At 54.1% G+C, this 16,712-nt stretch carries 14 protein-coding genes and 1 pseudogene; 13 read left to right on the forward strand and 2 right to left on the reverse strand.

All coding sequences use genetic code 11. The features are described from left to right. Positions 1-111 precede the first annotated feature (111 nt). Positions 112-851: pseudogene (locus ACZ1HF_RS17115) on the forward strand (NAD kinase). Here ACZ1HF_RS17115 and ACZ1HF_RS17120 read toward each other — a convergent pair. Next, a complete protein-coding gene (locus tag ACZ1HF_RS17120; RefSeq protein WP_472658641.1) occupies positions 848-1,930 on the reverse strand; it encodes a cupin domain-containing protein in 1,083 nt (360 codons plus the stop codon). The pseudogene ACZ1HF_RS17115 and the gene ACZ1HF_RS17120 overlap by 4 nt on opposite strands. A 135-nt stretch (positions 1,931-2,065) precedes the next feature. Here ACZ1HF_RS17120 and ACZ1HF_RS17125 point away from each other — a divergent pair, with 135 nt between their 5' ends. From ACZ1HF_RS17125 to ACZ1HF_RS17170, 10 genes are all read left to right on the forward strand, one after another. Further along, positions 2,066-4,345: an NADP-dependent malic enzyme gene (locus ACZ1HF_RS17125; protein ID WP_472658642.1), complete on the forward strand. Its 2,280-nt coding sequence runs from the start codon at positions 2,066-2,068 to the stop codon at positions 4,343-4,345. A 254-nt stretch (positions 4,346-4,599) separates the two neighbouring features. Further along, on the forward strand, positions 4,600-5,196 hold the full coding sequence (locus ACZ1HF_RS17130) for a hypothetical protein (RefSeq protein ID WP_472658643.1): 597 nt from the start codon (positions 4,600-4,602) through the stop codon (positions 5,194-5,196). A 417-nt stretch (positions 5,197-5,613) separates the two neighbouring features. After that, positions 5,614-7,506: a propionyl-CoA synthetase gene (locus tag ACZ1HF_RS17135; RefSeq protein ID WP_472658644.1), complete on the forward strand. Its 1,893-nt coding sequence runs from the start codon at positions 5,614-5,616 to the stop codon at positions 7,504-7,506. A 262-nt stretch (positions 7,507-7,768) separates the two neighbouring features. Continuing rightward, positions 7,769-9,205: an Ig-like domain-containing protein gene (locus tag ACZ1HF_RS17140; protein ID WP_472658645.1), complete on the forward strand. Its 1,437-nt coding sequence runs from the start codon at positions 7,769-7,771 to the stop codon at positions 9,203-9,205. 97 nt (positions 9,206-9,302) lie between these two features. Continuing rightward, on the forward strand, positions 9,303-9,701 hold the full coding sequence (locus ACZ1HF_RS17145; RefSeq protein WP_472658646.1) for a cytidine deaminase: 399 nt from the start codon (positions 9,303-9,305) through the stop codon (positions 9,699-9,701). After that, on the forward strand, positions 9,701-11,011 hold the full coding sequence (deoA, locus tag ACZ1HF_RS17150) for a thymidine phosphorylase (protein ID WP_472658647.1): 1,311 nt from the start codon (positions 9,701-9,703) through the stop codon (positions 11,009-11,011). The genes ACZ1HF_RS17145 and deoA overlap by 1 nt, the downstream gene beginning before the upstream one ends. Further along, a complete protein-coding gene (locus ACZ1HF_RS17155) occupies positions 11,008-12,204 on the forward strand; it encodes a phosphopentomutase (RefSeq protein ID WP_472658648.1) in 1,197 nt (398 codons plus the stop codon). The genes deoA and ACZ1HF_RS17155 overlap by 4 nt, the downstream gene beginning before the upstream one ends. Next, positions 12,201-13,184 carry an adenosine deaminase gene (locus tag ACZ1HF_RS17160; protein ID WP_472658649.1) on the forward strand — a complete coding sequence of 328 codons (984 nt, stop codon included), beginning with the start codon at positions 12,201-12,203 and terminating at the stop codon, positions 13,182-13,184. The genes ACZ1HF_RS17155 and ACZ1HF_RS17160 overlap by 4 nt, the downstream gene beginning before the upstream one ends. A gap of 1 nt (position 13,185) precedes the next feature. Further along, entirely contained in the window at positions 13,186-13,836 is a 651-nt protein-coding gene (gene upp, locus ACZ1HF_RS17165; protein ID WP_472658650.1) for a uracil phosphoribosyltransferase, read from the forward strand. Between the two features lie 62 nt (positions 13,837-13,898). Beyond that, positions 13,899-14,165 (forward strand): hypothetical protein, encoded by a 267-nt coding sequence (locus ACZ1HF_RS17170; protein WP_472658651.1) that lies wholly within the window; start codon positions 13,899-13,901, stop codon positions 14,163-14,165. A gap of 5 nt (positions 14,166-14,170) precedes the next feature. On the opposite strand, the gene ACZ1HF_RS17175 is transcribed toward ACZ1HF_RS17170, so the two are convergent. Continuing rightward, a complete protein-coding gene (locus ACZ1HF_RS17175; RefSeq protein ID WP_472658652.1) occupies positions 14,171-15,190 on the reverse strand; it encodes a hypothetical protein in 1,020 nt (339 codons plus the stop codon). A gap of 123 nt (positions 15,191-15,313) precedes the next feature. On the opposite strand from ACZ1HF_RS17175, the gene ACZ1HF_RS17180 reads away from it, so the two are divergent. Both ACZ1HF_RS17180 and ACZ1HF_RS17185 read left to right on the forward strand, forming a co-directional pair. Beyond that, positions 15,314-15,967: a sulfotransferase family 2 domain-containing protein gene (locus tag ACZ1HF_RS17180; protein WP_472658653.1), complete on the forward strand. Its 654-nt coding sequence runs from the start codon at positions 15,314-15,316 to the stop codon at positions 15,965-15,967. Positions 15,968-16,076: 109 nt separating this feature from the next. After that, positions 16,077-16,688 carry a Hint domain-containing protein gene (locus ACZ1HF_RS17185; protein ID WP_472658654.1) on the forward strand — a complete coding sequence of 204 codons (612 nt, stop codon included), beginning with the start codon at positions 16,077-16,079 and terminating at the stop codon, positions 16,686-16,688. The last annotated feature ends 24 nt before the right edge of the window (positions 16,689-16,712 follow it).

Consider the following 16,712-nt stretch of genomic DNA (forward strand, 5'->3'; position numbering starts at 1 on the left):
TGAAACAGACCGATGTCGCTTATCATGTCTCTTGTAATTCAATAGACAACAGGCAAAGACTTTCGGAAACAGAAAGGCTAACCTTTGCCTGACAAACGAAAAATTGCCTTTATGGCTTCGGATACGCCCATCGCGCAAGATGCGAAACGAGCTTTGGAACAAAGCTATGGCGGCGCGACCCCGGAAGATGCGGACATAATTGTCGCACTTGGGGGGGATGGCTTCATGTTGCAAACAATGCATGGAACGCAGGCACTTGATACGCCGGTTTATGGCATGAATTGCGGCACTGTGGGTTTCTTGATGAACGAATATCATGAGGAAGGACTGCCCGAACGCCTCAGCGAAGCACAGGAAGAGATGATTAACCCCCTGCGTATGAAGGCGATACGCGAGGATGGATCGGTGCATGAAGCCTTGGCCATCAACGAAGTGTCTCTGCTAAGGGCCGGCCCGCAGGCTGCAAAGCTGCGGATCGCTGTCGATGGGCGCGAACGGATGGAGGAATTGGTTTGTGATGGTGCATTGGTTTCGACCCCTGCAGGGTCTACGGCCTATAACTACTCGGCCCATGGACCAATTCTGCCTATCGGCTCTGATGTGCTGGCGTTGACTGCTATGTCAGCGTTCCGCCCGCGCCGTTGGCGGGGGCGCTCTTGCCGAAAACGGCCCATGTGCGCATCGATGTCCTGCAACCGGGCAAACGGCCTGTCATGGCCGATGCCGATAGCCGTCCTGCGGGACGGGTCGTCTCTGTCGAAATCACGTCCGAGCAGGATGTGACCCACCGCATTCTTTTCGATCCTGGTCACGGGCTGGAGGAACGGTTGATCCGGGAGCAGTTCGTTTAAGTCGTTGTTTCAAAAATGCCGGGAAGCGAGACTTCCAGCAGTTCCAGATCATCGCTCATATCCGAATATTTCGTCCGCAGTCCCGACGGCATTACAAACGCATCCCCTGACTGTAGCTGGCATGGCTCTTTGCCTTCACCTTCCAAGACCATCGCGCCATCCATGACGAAGGTAAACAAGATATCCGCATCATGGCGCATCCAATCTGTCGCCGGGGCGGTCGGTTTGACCACATGAACACCCGCAACATTCTGCGTATTTTTTGCAATCGTTGTGTCCCGAGACTCCAAACCTGCCACGCGAAAAGGTGCCCATTGGGCTGACTCTGCCTTATGATGTACGAAGCGTTGTCCCTGAAAAAGCCGGTCTGGGTTCACAACCTTGTTTGGCAGCTCCATATCATGGTCAATTGTTGTGATATGTTCAGCCGGAACGCCAATCTCGATCACCTCGATATTGTCAGACGCAAACAACACGCGATGTCGGATCTCTGGTGGTTGGATAACACAATCGCCCGCATGCAGGCGGAAGGGTTCCCCCTGATCCTCGTAAACCAGATCAACCCAGCCGCGATAGCAGAAGATCAACTGAAAGCCGACTGTATGATAATGCACCATATCCGGCACCGGCCCGCCATCGGGAATGCGAATATGGCTGGCAATGATCGACCCACCAAGACGTGACGGGATCAGATCACGGTATTGCATGCCTGCCCGGCCGATAACCCACGGGGCCTGATCCGCCAAACGTCGTACAACAAACGCTTGTTCTGTCTTCGGCAGGTGCAGTGGCGGGTTGAGCTGGTCAATCTCTACGCGTGTGCCATTCGGCGCTGTTAGAACGCGCGCGCCATCTACGAAACCGTCCGGATCATCTGTTAGGATACGTATAGTGCCCGGTGCCTCGGGGGCATCTTTTTCAACTCTGATCCGGAGCCCATGCCCTGAAAACACGGCCACACTGGGGTTGTCCGCAGGATAAATCATGTCCAGACGCATCTTCAGTTTCTGGGTGAAAAACGGGATATCAGCACGCAGCTCTTGCGTTGGCAGGCGTATCTCGGCACGTATGTCTGACATGGGTGTCCTCTTTCACAGCAAGAGTGCTGCGCGATCAGATGGTTTGCAAGCATGAAAGCTTATCTGGATTTGCTTGCTAACTGGACGTATAAATAATTAGTTTAACGCTAAACTAATTTCTCGGAGGGGTGGAAATTGAAAGAAGATCGACAAAAAAGCCTGCGCAAAGCGGCCTTGAATTACCATCTCAACCCCAAACCCGGCAAGCTGGAGGTCCGCGCAACCAAACCGCTCGACAATGGCCGCGATCTGGCGTTGGCGTATTCTCCTGGTGTTGCGGAAGCCTGTCTTGAGATCAAGGCTGATCCTGTTACGGCCCGCGACTATACTGCACGCGGAAATCTGGTGGCTGTGGTTTCCAATGGCAGTGCCGTTTTGGGGCTTGGCAATATTGGTGGGCTTGCCTCCAAACCGGTGATGGAAGGTAAGGCGGTTCTCTTCAAGAAATTCGCCAATATAGACTGCTTCGATATCGAGTTGAACGAAAGTGACCCGGAAAAGCTGGCGGATATTGTCTGCGCGATGGAACCGACTTTTGGTGCGATCAACCTTGAAGACATCAAGGCGCCTGATTGTTTCATTGTTGAAAAGCTGTGCCGTGAGCGGATGAATATCCCGGTATTTCATGATGACCAACACGGCACCGCGATCGTTGTTGGCGCCGCTGCAACCAATGCGTTGCGTGTCAGCGGCAAGAAATTCGAGGATATCAAGATTGTCTCTACCGGTGGTGGTGCTGCCGGGATTGCCTGCCTGAATATGTTGTTAAAGCTTGGGGTGAAGCGCGAAAATGTCTGGCTTTGCGATATTGAGGGGCTGGTCTATCAGGGCCGCGAAACTGATATGACTTCACAGAAGGAAGAGTTCGCCCAAGCGTCCGATCTGCGCACGCTTGATCAGATAATCGATGGTGCCGACATGTTTCTAGGCCTTTCCGGTCCCGGAGTGCTGAAACCTGAAATGGTGGGCAAGATGAATGCCAAACCTATCATTTTTGCCCTTGCCAACCCCACCCCTGAAATCATGCCGGACGAGGTGCGTAAAGTGGCCCCTGACGCAATCATTGCCACAGGGCGCAGTGACTACCCCAATCAGGTGAATAACGTCCTGTGTTTTCCCTTCATCTTTCGCGGTGCGCTGGATGTCGGCGCGACCGAGATCAACGATGCCATGAAAATTGGCTGCGTCGAAGGCATTGCAGCGCTTGCCCGTGCCACAACAAGCGCCGAGGCCGCCGCTGCCTATCGCGGTGAACAGATGAGCTTTGGTCCTGACTACCTGATCCCCAAGCCTTTTGACCCACGTCTTATGGGTGTCGTTGCGACCGCTGTTGCCAAGGCTGCGATGGAAAGCGGTGTCGCCAGCAGACCGCTCGACGATATTCAGGCCTATAAAAAGCAACTTGATGGTTCAGTTTTCAAATCTGCCCTCATCATGCGGCCAGTGTTTGAAGCCGCCGCCACGAAGCCCCGCCGCATTGTCTTTACTGAAGGTGAAAGCGAACGCGTCTTACGGGCGGCAAATGCCATGTTGGAAGATACAACGGATACGCCGATCCTGATCGGCCGTCCCGAAGTCATAGAGCGCAGAGTGAAACGCGCTGGTCTGTCGATCCGCCCTGGCAAAGAGTTCGAACTGGTCGATCCGAATAATGACCCGCGTTACCGCGATTACTGGACGACATATCACCAAATCATGGCCCGTCGTGGCGTAACACCGGATCTTGCCAAGGCGATTATGCGCACAAACACGACGGCTATCGGTGCGGTTATGGTCCATCGCGAGGAAGCCGATAGCCTGATTTGCGGCACGTTTGGCCAATATCTCTGGCATCTCAACTATATAACGCAGGTCCTTGGCACAGATGAGTTGCACCCGGTCGGGGCGCTTAGCCTGATGATCCTGCCGGATGGGCCACTTTTCGTCGCAGACACTCATGTGCACCCTGAACCCAGTCCCGAGCAGATCGCCGAAACCGTCATCGCGGCAGCCCGCCACGTCCGCCGGTTTAGTGTAACGCCAAAAGTGGCGCTCTGTTCGCATTCTCAATTCGGTAATCTGGATTGCGATACAGGCCGTAGGATGCGCGGCGCACTGGATATTCTGGACGCCAGACCCCGCGATTTCGACTACGAGGGCGAAATGCATGCTGACGCCGCGCTTGACGAAGCTTTGCGTGATCGCATCTTTCCAGACGCGCGGTTTGAGGGCCCCGCCAATGTGCTGGTCTTCGCCAATACCGACGCCGCGTCGGGCGTGCGCAACATCCTAAAAATGAAAGCTGGCGGGCTTGAGGTCGGTCCTATTTTGATGGGCATGGGCAACCGCGCGCATATCGTAACCCCATCCATCACCGCGCGCGGATTGCTGAACATGTCTGCTATCGCCGGGACACCTGTGGCGGAATATGGGTGAGTGTTGAATGTCGCGCATCATTGACGCAATGAGATGGGTTTTCTTCACTCAGCCGCGTGGGCCTGTCGGGGTAGTATTGGCCTAAATGTTAAGTGACCCAGACCAGATGGTCATCGTAGAATCTATGTGAAGGTCAGCGGAGCGGGAGGAGCTGCCGTTGCAAGTGTCGGACAAATCTGGATGATAGATTGAAGGCTGTCAGTTAGAACTCTGCCAGACGACGAACTGACTTAGAAATATTAAGGACCGAAGAGATGAAAGTGATTTTCTGGCTTGTAGTATGTCTTGTAGGAGCGCTCATGAGTTTAGGGGAATTCGCCTACGTCAAATACTGGGCCGGAGAAACAGTTGCAGAAGCAACTTTGTTTGACGACGGACAACCGCAAATCTACCAGATAGACGTTCGCGAAAGCGACCTTCCGATTCGGCTGAACTTTGAAATGTTTGGGAGCCGGGAGACGATTGATATTGCATTCCATTCTTTGGTAACGGTTACCATTGGTGGCCCCGAAAACTGTGACGCCCTTAGTTTTCAAGCTGTTATCGACGAAGACGGCGACCGCTTAAACTCATCCATTGGCTCTGGAAACTTGACGATTCGACCTGGTGAAGTTCCTAACAGAGTACAATCTTCGAAGCTGTTGAATTGCATGACAGGTGGTAGTTGGAGCCTTAGCGCCTCGGTTTCTGAAGAAAATGGCTTTTCGATGCACAGCATCAACGCGGTCATTAAGCGCAATTCACGCGCTTTCAACTGGGCTATTGCCGGACCCGGTCTTGTTCTCCTTATTGTTGGGTTCATATTTCTGGTGGTGGCGTTGCGGCGTAGGTATCCCAGTTTGGCGACGTAAGGCCCCGGTATTAGGTTTGAGCCGTCGATCCGACCGCTGCGACAAACTTCATAAGGTTAGCAGTAACTAAGGGCTCAAAGTTGCCATTCGTTCAGCACGCAGCATTTTGCAATCGGGCTCTTTTCCCAACATTTGCGCCACACACACCTCCGAAGGCTGCCTACCTCACTTTTTGCCGTTGGGTCAAAGTTGTGACGTGAAGGTCAAAGGCACCTGACTGTTCTACAGTGAGGGTATGCCAGAGCAACTTTTGTGATTTTCTGAACTGGGCGCTCCGCACGGGGACCACCTTCGCTCTGCCAAAAGGTTTAGTGAACCATCCCTCATAATCTCGGAATATCTAAGCAACAATGATGAGGCTTGTTGTTACTTCGGGTCCGGCCTATCAATTTGCTTAGGCTAAGGGAGGTGAATTCGATGGGGTATAAAGAGGTTTATGCAGCTTGGCAGACAGACCCCGAAGGTTTCTGGATGCGGGCGGCAGATGGGGTTGATTGGGATAAACGCCCCTCCAAAGCGCTGTTTGATAAGGCCGCTCCGCTTTACGAATGGTACAAAGATGCCAAGGTCAATACCTGCTGGAACGCTGTGGATCGCCATGTTCAGGCCGGAAATGGCGACCGCACCGCGATTATCTATGACAGCCCTGTCACCGGCACCAAGCAGAAGATCAGCTATTATGAACTGAAGGATCGCGTGGCCTCTTTGGCTGGCGCACTCAGGGCCAAAGGGATCGGGAAAGGCGACCGTGTCATCATCTATATGCCAATGGTTCCCGAGGCGTTGGAGGCGATGCTGGCCTGCGCCCGGCTGGGCGCGATCCACTCGGTTGTTTTCGGTGGGTTTGCGGCTCATGAGTTAGCAGTGCGTATTGACGATGCGACTCCCAAAGCGATTATCGCAGCCTCTTGCGGGATTGAGCCAGGTCGCGTGGTGCATTACAAACCACTATTGGATGGCGCGATTGAACAAGCTGCCCATAAACCGGATTTCTGTGTTATTTTCCAGCGTGATCAGGAAGTCGCCCAACTGACAGAAGGGCGTGATGTGGACTGGCACGCCTTCCAATATGGGGCAGAACCCGCCGCGTGTGTGCCCGTTTCTGGCGACCACCCGGCCTATATCCTTTATACCTCCGGGACGACTGGCCAGCCTAAAGGCGTTGTGCGCCCCACAGCAGGGCATCTGGTGGCGCTGAACTGGACCATGTCCAATATTTATGATGTCCAGCCTGGTGACGTCTATTGGGCGGCGTCTGATGTCGGTTGGGTCGTGGGCCATAGCTACATTTGCTATGCGCCGTTGATCCACGGCAACACCACTGTGGTCTTTGAAGGCAAGCCAGTGGGAACGCCGGATGCAGGTACGTTCTGGCGTATGATCGAGGAGTACAGCATCAAGATTCTGTTCACCGCCCCAACCGCTTTCCGCGCGATCAAGCGGCAGGACCCTGCGGGTGACATGGTTGGCGAATATGATATTTCCTCGCTGCAAGCGCTATATCTGGCTGGAGAAAGGGCCGACCCTGATACGATTGAGTGGGCGCATAATGTGCTTGGTGTCCCGGTTATCGATCACTGGTGGCAGACCGAGACAGGTTATGCCATCGCAGCAAACCCCATGGGGATCGAAAAGCTTCCGGTTAAAATCGGTTCACCTTCGGTGGCTATGCCGGGATATGATGTCCGTATTTTGGACGAAGGTGGTCATCCTATGAAACCGGGGGAGCTTGGGGCGATTGCGGTGAAGCTACCCTTGCCACCGGGCACATTGCCGACGCTTTGGAATGCGGAAGAGCGGTTTGTAAAAAGCTATCTGACCACGTTCCCCGGTTATTACGAGACGGGTGATGCGGGTTATATTGATGAGGACGGATACCTCTATATCATGGCGCGCACGGATGATGTGATCAATGTTGCCGGCCACCGCTTGTCCACTGGCGGAATGGAGGAGGTTCTTGCAGGTCATCCTGATGTCGCTGAATGTGCTGTCATAGGTGTAGGCGATCCGCTGAAAGGGCAATTGCCGATGGGGTTTGTGTGTCTGAACGCAGGCACCAAAAGACCCCATGACGATGTGCAGGCTGACTGTATAAAACTGGTGCGCGATCAGATCGGGCCTGTGGCTGCCTTCAAACTTATATGTGTCGTGGATCGTCTGCCCAAGACCCGATCCGGTAAAATTCTACGGGCTACGATGGCTGCAATTGCCGATGGGCGTGACTACAAGATGCCCGCAACCATTGATGATCCGGTGATTCTTGATGAAATCACAACTGCGCTGACTGGATTGGGCTATCCCGCAAAATAGGGCAATATACCCAACGGTCTGGCGCCGTGATACATCGGCGAATTTTTACGCAAAATAACAGCACCTGAATACTCTCTTCAACGTACTGATAAATAAACTAAAATAAGGTTTAAGCGGATTAGTTCTCAGCAAAGTAATGCTGGTTTCTGCAATATACAGATTCACTCATATCGCTCTACACAATCCCAGCTATGTCTTTGTGACTATGGCTACAGCGCTCATGCTGGGAGCCAAGTTAGAAAACAAGTACTCAGAGGGTATAATGGAACCAATATCTGATAAACTGAAAGTCTCAGTAATTGATACGAATACCGACGAAGTTCTCACCACGTTATCAGCAGGTAAAAGCTTGCCGGTTGATATAATCAAAGACCGTGACATCTCATTTTCTGTAGAAGCGACCGATCCTGCTCTTGCTGAAAGCATTGGAAGTGTTCGGCTTACACTTGGTGATCAGGTGCGCGTTGAAAATGTCGCGCCTTATGCATTGTTTGGCGATAATAACGGTGATTTTTCCAAAGGCGCCACCTATGAAACAGGTGATTATCAACTGAAAGTTGAAGCATTTACTCAGAAAAACGCTGAAGGAGAAGCGCTGTTCGAGCAAACGTCCGACTTTACAATACCAGAGAACAAAGCCCCGGTTGTAGAAGATAAAACCTTTACAATTGCCGAAGACACGCAGCAATTCGATTTCACCATTTCTCCTAGCCAGCTTGGCTCGGACCCCGAGGGCGAAGATTTGTTCTTTGACACCGTCACGGGCGCCAGCAATGGTACTGTGAATTTGGGGGGTGCAGGCTCCACCTTGATTTACACCCCCAATCCTGACTTTAGCGGGACTGAAACTCTGGATGTTACAATTTCGGATCGTACAGGTCAGGGAACCGAGCAATCGAAAGCACAAATCACCGTTAATGTGACGCCTGAAGAGGAGGCCGCGAGCGGGGTCAAAAGCGATGGCGCTGAGATGGCAGATAACAAACCCCCGGTTGTTGAAGATAAAACCTTCACCATTGCTGAAGACACACCAGAATTCGATTTCACCGTCACCCCAAGCCAGCTTGGCTCGGACCCCGAGGGCGAAGATTTGTTCTTCGATACCGTTACAGGTGCAAGCAATGGCACGGTGACATTGTCAGGCGCAGGCTCCACCTTGGTCTACACCCCCAATCCTGACTTCAATGGGGTTGAAACGCTGGATGTCACGGTGTCGGATCGTACAGGTCAGGGAACCGAGCAATCGAAAGCACAGATTACCATCAACGTAACTCCAGAGGCAGAAGGTGGCGGTGTTACGCCCGATGCTAACGGCGCGGTGACCGAAAACAAACCCCCGGTTGTTGAAGATAAAACCTTCACCATTGCTGAAGACACACCAGAATTTGATTTCACTGTCACCCCAGGCCAGCTTGGCTCTGACCCCGAGGGCGAAGACTTGTTCTTCGACACCGTCACGGGTGCGAATAATGGCACGGTGACGCTGTCGGGCGCGGGGTCAACTTTGGTTTACACACCTGATCCTGATTTCAATGGGGTTGAGATGCTGGATGTTACGATTTCGGATCGTACAGGTCAGGGGACTGAGCAATCAAAAGCACAGATCACCGTTAATGTGACGCCCGAGGAAATGGGCCTCGAGCTCAAAAATGATGGCGTTGATATGACGACTTTCCTGTCTGATGGCATCATTGGCTAAGGTACTTCGTCACGTTTGAACATGGGGCCTGATCTGTTTTCCGCAGGTCAGGCCTTACTCGCTTGCATCCGGTGGCTTGGCCGGGGCAGATTAGGGCATGAGCGACAAAACACTTCTCGAACACGCCTGTGCTGTGCGCAGTAATGCCCATGCGCCATATTCCAATTTCAAAGTAGGTGCGGCCTTACGCACGTCATCGGGGGCGGTATTTAGCGGCTGCAATGTGGAAAATGTTGCCTATCCCGAAGGCACCTGTGCTGAAGCAGGGGCGATTGCAGCTATGGTTGCAGCCGGGGAATGCGAGATCGCTGAAATAACCATCATTGCCGACAGTCCGACACCTGTGCCGCCCTGCGGTGGGTGCCGTCAGAAACTGGCGGAATTCGCAGCAAGCGATGTTCCGGTTACTATGGTAACGATAGGCGGCGCATCAGAGACAATGACAGTCGCTGACTTATTGCCGGGTGCGTTTGATCAGACCCATATGGCCCGCTGATGGATGCCCGTGCGATCATCCTGAAAATCCGGGAAGGGCAGGATGTCCTGCCGGATGATATGCGCTGGTTCGGGGCGGCTCTTGCCTCGGGTGCCGTGACCGATGCGCAGGCGGGTGCCTTTGCGATGGCGATCTGCCTCAAAGGGCTGAGCGATAATGCCCGCGTAGCATTGACGGAGGCAATGCGCGACAGTGGCGATGTGTTGCAATGGGATTTGCCGGGGCCGGTCGTGGATAAACATTCGACCGGTGGCGTCGGTGATACGGTGTCTTTGTTGCTTGCCCCTGCTTTGGCTGTGTGCGGTGCTTATGTGCCCATGATCTCAGGGCGCGGGCTGGGGCATACGGGCGGTACACTTGATAAACTGGAGGCGATCCCCGGTTATATCACCGACATCGGTCCCAAACGGCTGGAGCACGTTGTGCGTAAGGTCGGCTGCGCCATTGTTGGCGCGACCGGGCGCGTGGCACCTGCTGACAAGCGGCTTTATGCGATCCGCGACGTAACCTCGACCGTGGAAAGCATCGATCTGATCACGGCCTCAATCCTGTCAAAGAAGTTGGCCGCTGGTCTTGATGGGCTTGTTCTGGACGTTAAAACCGGGTCAGGTGCCTTCATGGCGGACCCGGCGGATGCACATGCTTTGGCGCAATCACTGGTCTCTGTCGCGAACGGGGCGGGTTGCCCGACATCTGCCTTGATAACCGACATGTCACAACCTTTGGCGAATGCGGCTGGCAATGCGCTGGAAATCCGCGTGGTGATGGAGGTGTTGACAGGCACCAAGACGAACCAACGGATGGTTGATGTGACGACTGCCTTGGGGGCGGCGGTTCTGGTCAGCAATAACCTTGCGACTGATTTGGAAGCGGGCGCGAAAATGGTCGCCAAAACGCTTGCGTCTGGCAAAGCGGCGGAAAAATTTGCTGAGATGGTTGAAGCCATGGGCGGTCCGCCAGACTTTGCAGAGAGCTGGCGACATTGCTTGCCAGAGGCAACGATTGTGCGTGAAGTTATGCCGACCAAGGCTGGTTACGTCACCGAAATAGATACGCGTGCCTTAGGTGAAGCGGTGGTGCATTTAGGCGGCGGACGTTTGCGCGAAACTGATCGGATCGATTCGGCGGTTGGTTTGTCCGGCTTCCAACCCCTTGGCAAGAAGCTCGACACGAAAACGCCATTGGCCATGGTGCACGCTTCTGACGAAGTGCGTGCTGATGCGGCCGCAGCCGCTGTGAAGGCTGCTTACAATATTGGGGCAAAAGCGCCTGATATGCCGCCGTTGATCTATGGGGAGCTACACCTGTGAAGCGGGGCTTTCTGATTGTTATGGACTCAGTAGGCTGTGGTGGCGCGCCGGATGCTGCGGTTTTCGGCGATGAAGGCTCAAACACCTTGGCCCATATCGCGCAGGCTTGTGCTGAGGGGCGGGCAGAGGACGGGCGTAGTGGCCCTTTGTATTTGCCCAACCTTGCGCGGCTTGGGCTTGGCTATGTGGTCGAGCTGGCCTCGGGGGCAACTGCACCGGGGCTCTCGATGCAACCCGAAGGCTTGTGGGGCGCTGCGACCGAGGTCTCGCGCGGTAAGGATACGCCATCCGGGCATTGGGAATTGGCAGGTGTTCCCGTACCCTGGGACTGGCATTATTTTCCAGACGAAACCCCTGCCTTCCCGCCAGATCTTTCCATCAAGGTCGCACAATTGGCGAGGACCGACGGCATTCTTGGTAATTGCCATGCATCGGGCACCGAGATCATCGCGCGGCTGGGGTTGGACCATATCAAAACTGGTCAACCGATCTGTTATACTTCGGCAGATAGTGTTTTTCAGATCGCGGCTCATGAAACCCATTTCGGTCTGGATCGCCTGCTGACGCTTTGCAAAGCGCTTGCACCAACACTGCATGCGATGAAGGTTGGTCGGGTTATCGCTCGACCCTTTGTGGGCGAGACGCCTGATACGTTCAAACGCACCCCAAACCGCCGCGATTATGCGGTCGCACCCCCCAAGCCGACACTACTGGATTGGGCGCAAGAGGCAGGGAGCAAGACTTATGCGATCGGCAAGATCGGGGATATTTTCTCGCATCGTGGTATCTCGGACCTGCGCAAAGGGGTGGATGCTGATCTGATGGATCATCTGGCCGATGTAATCCGCGAAGCCGAAGATGGCAGCTTTATCTTCGCAAATTTTGTTGAATTCGACAGTCTCTATGGCCATCGCCGTGATGTTTCAGGCTATGCGCGCCATCTGGAATGGTTTGATGCGCAGCTGACCCGCATCTTACCGATGTTGCAGGCGGGTGATTTGATGATCTTCACTGCTGATCACGGCAATGATCCTACCTGGACCGGAACGGATCACACACGGGAACGCGTGCCTGTTCTGGGGGCCGGCATCGGGCATCATGCTATTGGAACGGTCGGGTTTTCTGATGTTGCAGCCGCCTTTGCAGATCATTTAAACCTGCCCCAATATGGACCCGGTCGGAGCTTTCTATGACGTTTACATCGCTGCCCAAAGTGGAACTTCACCTGCATCTTGAAGGCGCTGCGCCGCCTGCGTTCATCAGAGGGCTTGCAGCAGAAAAATCGATCGATCTTTCAGGGATTTTTGACGAGCAAGGTGATTACAAGTTCACGGATTTCACCCAATTCCTCCGGACTTACGAGGCCGCCTGTACAGTCCTGCAAACACCGCAGGATTTTTACCGTCTGACCCTTGCCGTGCTGGAACAGTCAGCCGAGCAAGGTGTCGTCTATTCCGAAACCTTCCTGAGCCCTGATTTCTGTGGGGGCGGCGATTTGGTTGCTTGGCGCGACTATCTGGCTGCCATGGCAGAGGCGGCCAATCATGCAGAGCGTGATATGGGCATTACTCTGCGTGGCGTAATTACCTGCATTCGCCATTTTGGACCGGATCAGGCAAAACCCGTGGCTCATTGTGCTGTCGAAACGATGGGTGATTTAATCACGGGCTTCGGGATTGCAGGGGATGAAAGCAAAGGGAAACCGGCTGATTTTGCCTATAGCTTTGACATGGCACGTGAAGCCGGGTTGCGCCTCACCGCCCATGCGGGCGAATGGGGTGGAGCGGCATCGGTTCGTGATGCTTTGCGCGATCTGCGGGTCGAGCGGATCGGCCACGGCGTCCACGCGATCAATGATCCTGCTTTGGTGGATCAACTGGCCGAGAATGGCACTACGCTAGAGGTCTGTCCGGGGTCAAATATCGCGCTGGGCGTATATGAAAACTGGGCTGATCATCCGATCGAAAAGCTGCGCGCTGCAGGGGTGAATGTTACAGTTTCCACCGATGATCCGCCGTTTTTCCATACGACACTGAACGCCGAATATGACCGTTTGGCAGATACATTTGGTTGGGACGAAGAGATATTTGCCGAGCTGAACCGTACTGCAATGCACGCGGCATTCTGTGATGACGCGACCCGCACCCGCATTCTGAAACATCTGGAGCCATAAGATGCCCGAAGACCGCCTTACATCTGAGCACCTGACAATCGTTGATCACCCGTTGGTGCAGCATAAACTGACACTGATGCGCGAGATCGACACCTCAACCGCTGTTTTCCGCCAGCTTCTGCGCGAGATCAGCCAATTGCTGGCCTATGAGGTTACGCGCGGCTTGCCGATGACCACCAAGCGGATTGAAACACCGATTGAGGCGATGGATGCACCAACGCTGGATGGGCGTAAGCTGGCGCTAATCTCTATCCTGCGGGCGGGCAACGGATTGCTGGATGGAATGCTGGAGCTGATCCCCTCGGCCCGCGTGGGGTTTGTCGGGCTCTATCGGGATGAGGAAACTCTGCAACCTGTGCAATATTATTTCAAGGTGCCGGAAGCACTTGAGGACCGTATGGTCATAGCTGTGGACCCGATGCTGGCGACCGGGAATTCATCCGTGGCAGCGATTGATCTGTTGAAACAGGCAGGGGCCACAAATATCCGATTCCTCTGTCTCTTGGCCGCGCCTGAAGGTGTCGCGCGGATGAAAGAAGCGCATCCTGATGTGCCAATTGTCACAGCCGCTTTGGACAGTCACCTCAATGAAAAAGGCTACATCGTACCGGGTCTAGGCGATGCGGGTGACCGTATGTTCGGAACGAAATAGCACCAGTTTACAGCCCAAGGGCATTGGGTCATGGTCATGGCAGCAGAATTTGGGGGGTGGAAATGCGTTGGATACCGGTATTTTTCGTAATCACGTGCGTTGCACCAATGGCAGTGGCGCAAAATCTGAAATCGGACACTGGCCCTGCCGAAATCCCGCCCGCTACATACCAAGGCAAGCAATATGTCGATAGCCGCGGGTGTATTTACATCCGTGCGGGGCAGGGTAAGCGTGTAATCTGGATCCCCCGCGTCAATCGCAAACGGCAGGTGCTGTGCGGCTATAAACCGACATTAACGCAACCCGCGAAAGACAATAGCTCGGGTTAGATTCCCTATTGCTGCTCACAGATTGTTTGCAGGCTCAGCCAGTCTCCGTCCGAGATAAGGCGTGGGGCTGCATTATTCGGGTAAGGATCAGCTTCAATCAGGTCCACTGTGCTCTCGCCTGTAACATCCAGCGCGTAGGCATAGGGCGACGTCGCAACCTTTGCTTTTGCAAACCTGTCCACCACCATACTGGCTGTTGGCCGTTGCTGCGGCATTGTAAGAAGCGTTTGAGCGTAATCGCCCAGAACGTCATCCTTGATCTTTCCTGTGGTCAGCAGGTGGAATGTCGGGCCAGCCCCGGCATTGGTTAGCAGATGTTCAATCGGATCATTGACCGAGGCGATCTCGGCCGCAGCCAGCATATACCCAGCGGCTACGTCAGGTGCATCGTGATCCTCGACCAGTGTGCGGTTCAAAAGCAGCAACCCGCCGGGTAGGAAGATAGTCTTACGCCCACCACCTGGGATCACATAGATATTGCGCATATCATCACCCAAGACGCGTGATTTCAGGCGGGCGAGGGCCTGACTGCCCTGCACATTTCGGCATGTATCGCCCGTGAGCCGGGACATATGGCCCAGAAGCGCTGTGCCAATTGCCAGACGTGTGCTGTCTGGTATGACCGAGACTGTGTGGCGGACCAATGCGCCGGGCAGCCAGAACACACCAAGGGCAGCGATTAGCGCAAGAATACCCGCGAAAGTCGCAAATCGCAGTCGTCCGTGATGGGGCCTGTGCCGTGCGATTGTCGTGCGGACCTTCTCGATGGCATCAATCATCATGCCGTCTTCAATTTCCAGCACTTCACCGGACTCGGGTCCGGGCTGGAAAATTGCGGGGCGCTTGCCAGGGTTCATTCGCTCAATCGCGGGCAAGGACCAATGCGCCAATGCTTTGCCAGATTTGTCGCTGATCACCACGGTCGCCTTGCCAAACGATAGCAATACATCACGCCTTTGGGTCTCGGGCGCTTCGCGCCAAAGGCCAATCGATTCCAGTCGTTGATACTCTTTGAGTGCCGTCATTGTGTGCGGCTGCGCCACTGCTTCTTTTTTGTTCTTTATATCAGCTTAGCGAAATTATCCGGGTCGCTCAACAAATGGTTGTGTGGGGTTTGAAATACAGCACATCTTCGGGCAGGAAGGGCCATGATCATCTCGCGCGGGCGTCAGTATATCTTTGTGCATATCCCGAAAACGGGTGGAACGTCTCTGGCGCTTGCGCTTGAAAACCGCGCAATGGCAGATGACATCATGCTGGGCGACACGCCAAAAGCTGAACGACGGCGCAAGCGCGTGAAGGGCGTCCAGACATCCGGTCGGTTGTGGAAGCATTCCCGGCTAACGGATATTGTGGGGTTGGTTAGTGAAGAAGAGATTGCAAAGTTCAAGGTGTTCACCCTTGTGCGTAATCCATGGGACCATGCAGCAAGCCTATATCGCTGGCTAAAAGACCAGCGATTTGATCATCCATCCGTCCGGCTGGCGCAGTCTTTGTCTTTCAGCGATTTTTTAAATCATGAGCACACTATACTCAGCCTACGCGGCTCTCGCTATAGCACTTACGTCACAGATAGAGCTGGGCGGGAGCAATGTGATCTGTTCCTGCGGCTCGAACATCTGAGCGAGGATTTGCCAAAACTGGAATCGTTGCTGAATCTCAAGCTTGCGCCGTTGCCACACAGCAACAGATCGCATCGCAGCCCGGGATATACACATTTGTATTCCGAGGCTGATAAAGCCTTGATTTCAAGGCTCGCGGCAGATGACATTGCGCGATTTCACTATAACTTTGGCATATAAGCCACTGTTCTTAATTTAATAATATCTTGTCAAACTCCTGCCTCTTTATAAGAACATCCTCTGAGATCTGCGCTTGGGGGCGTCATATAACGAAGCGAACAGGTGAAATATGTTTAAGTCGTTTTGGAAAGAGCGAAGCGCACCGCCTCCGCTGTTACTGAACGTGGCTCCATCCCCTGGGTTGTTTAATGGGACCCGCGTGGCGACGTCTTACAGTTGGACCCCAGTTGAGGATCTAGCGGTCGGCGATATTGTCCTCACCGGAGAACATGGGGAACAACCTATTACCGGGCTTGCCAAGGGCGAGCTGTGCCTTGGGTCAACAAAGGCTGCTGCCGCCCATTGGCCAGTCATTGTGCCCGAGCAGGCGCTTGGAAATGATCAAAACCTGATGGTCGCGCCCAAAATGCGTTTTGTCATTGATACGCCCGAAGCCAGCACATTGTTTGAACACACGCGGGTCAGTCTGAAAGCCGAAAGCCTTATTGGCTGCTACGGCATTTCACGGGCGCGGCTTGATCAGCCGTTTCCTCATGTCACCCTGACTTTCGATCAGCCCGAGATATTGGTGGTTGAAGGTGGTCTTATGCTGGATCCACCAATCCCCAATCGGGTGCAGACTGCGCTACCTTTAGATGATCGACAGGCGAGACTGCTGGTGCGCCATATGTCTGAGCGCAAAGAAATTAACGCGCGCGCTCATAAACTGGATTGGATTTGAACAAACGGCGCGCAGTGTCGACCG

It is taken from the genome of Litoreibacter sp. GN1-5, from assembly GCF_055693805.1.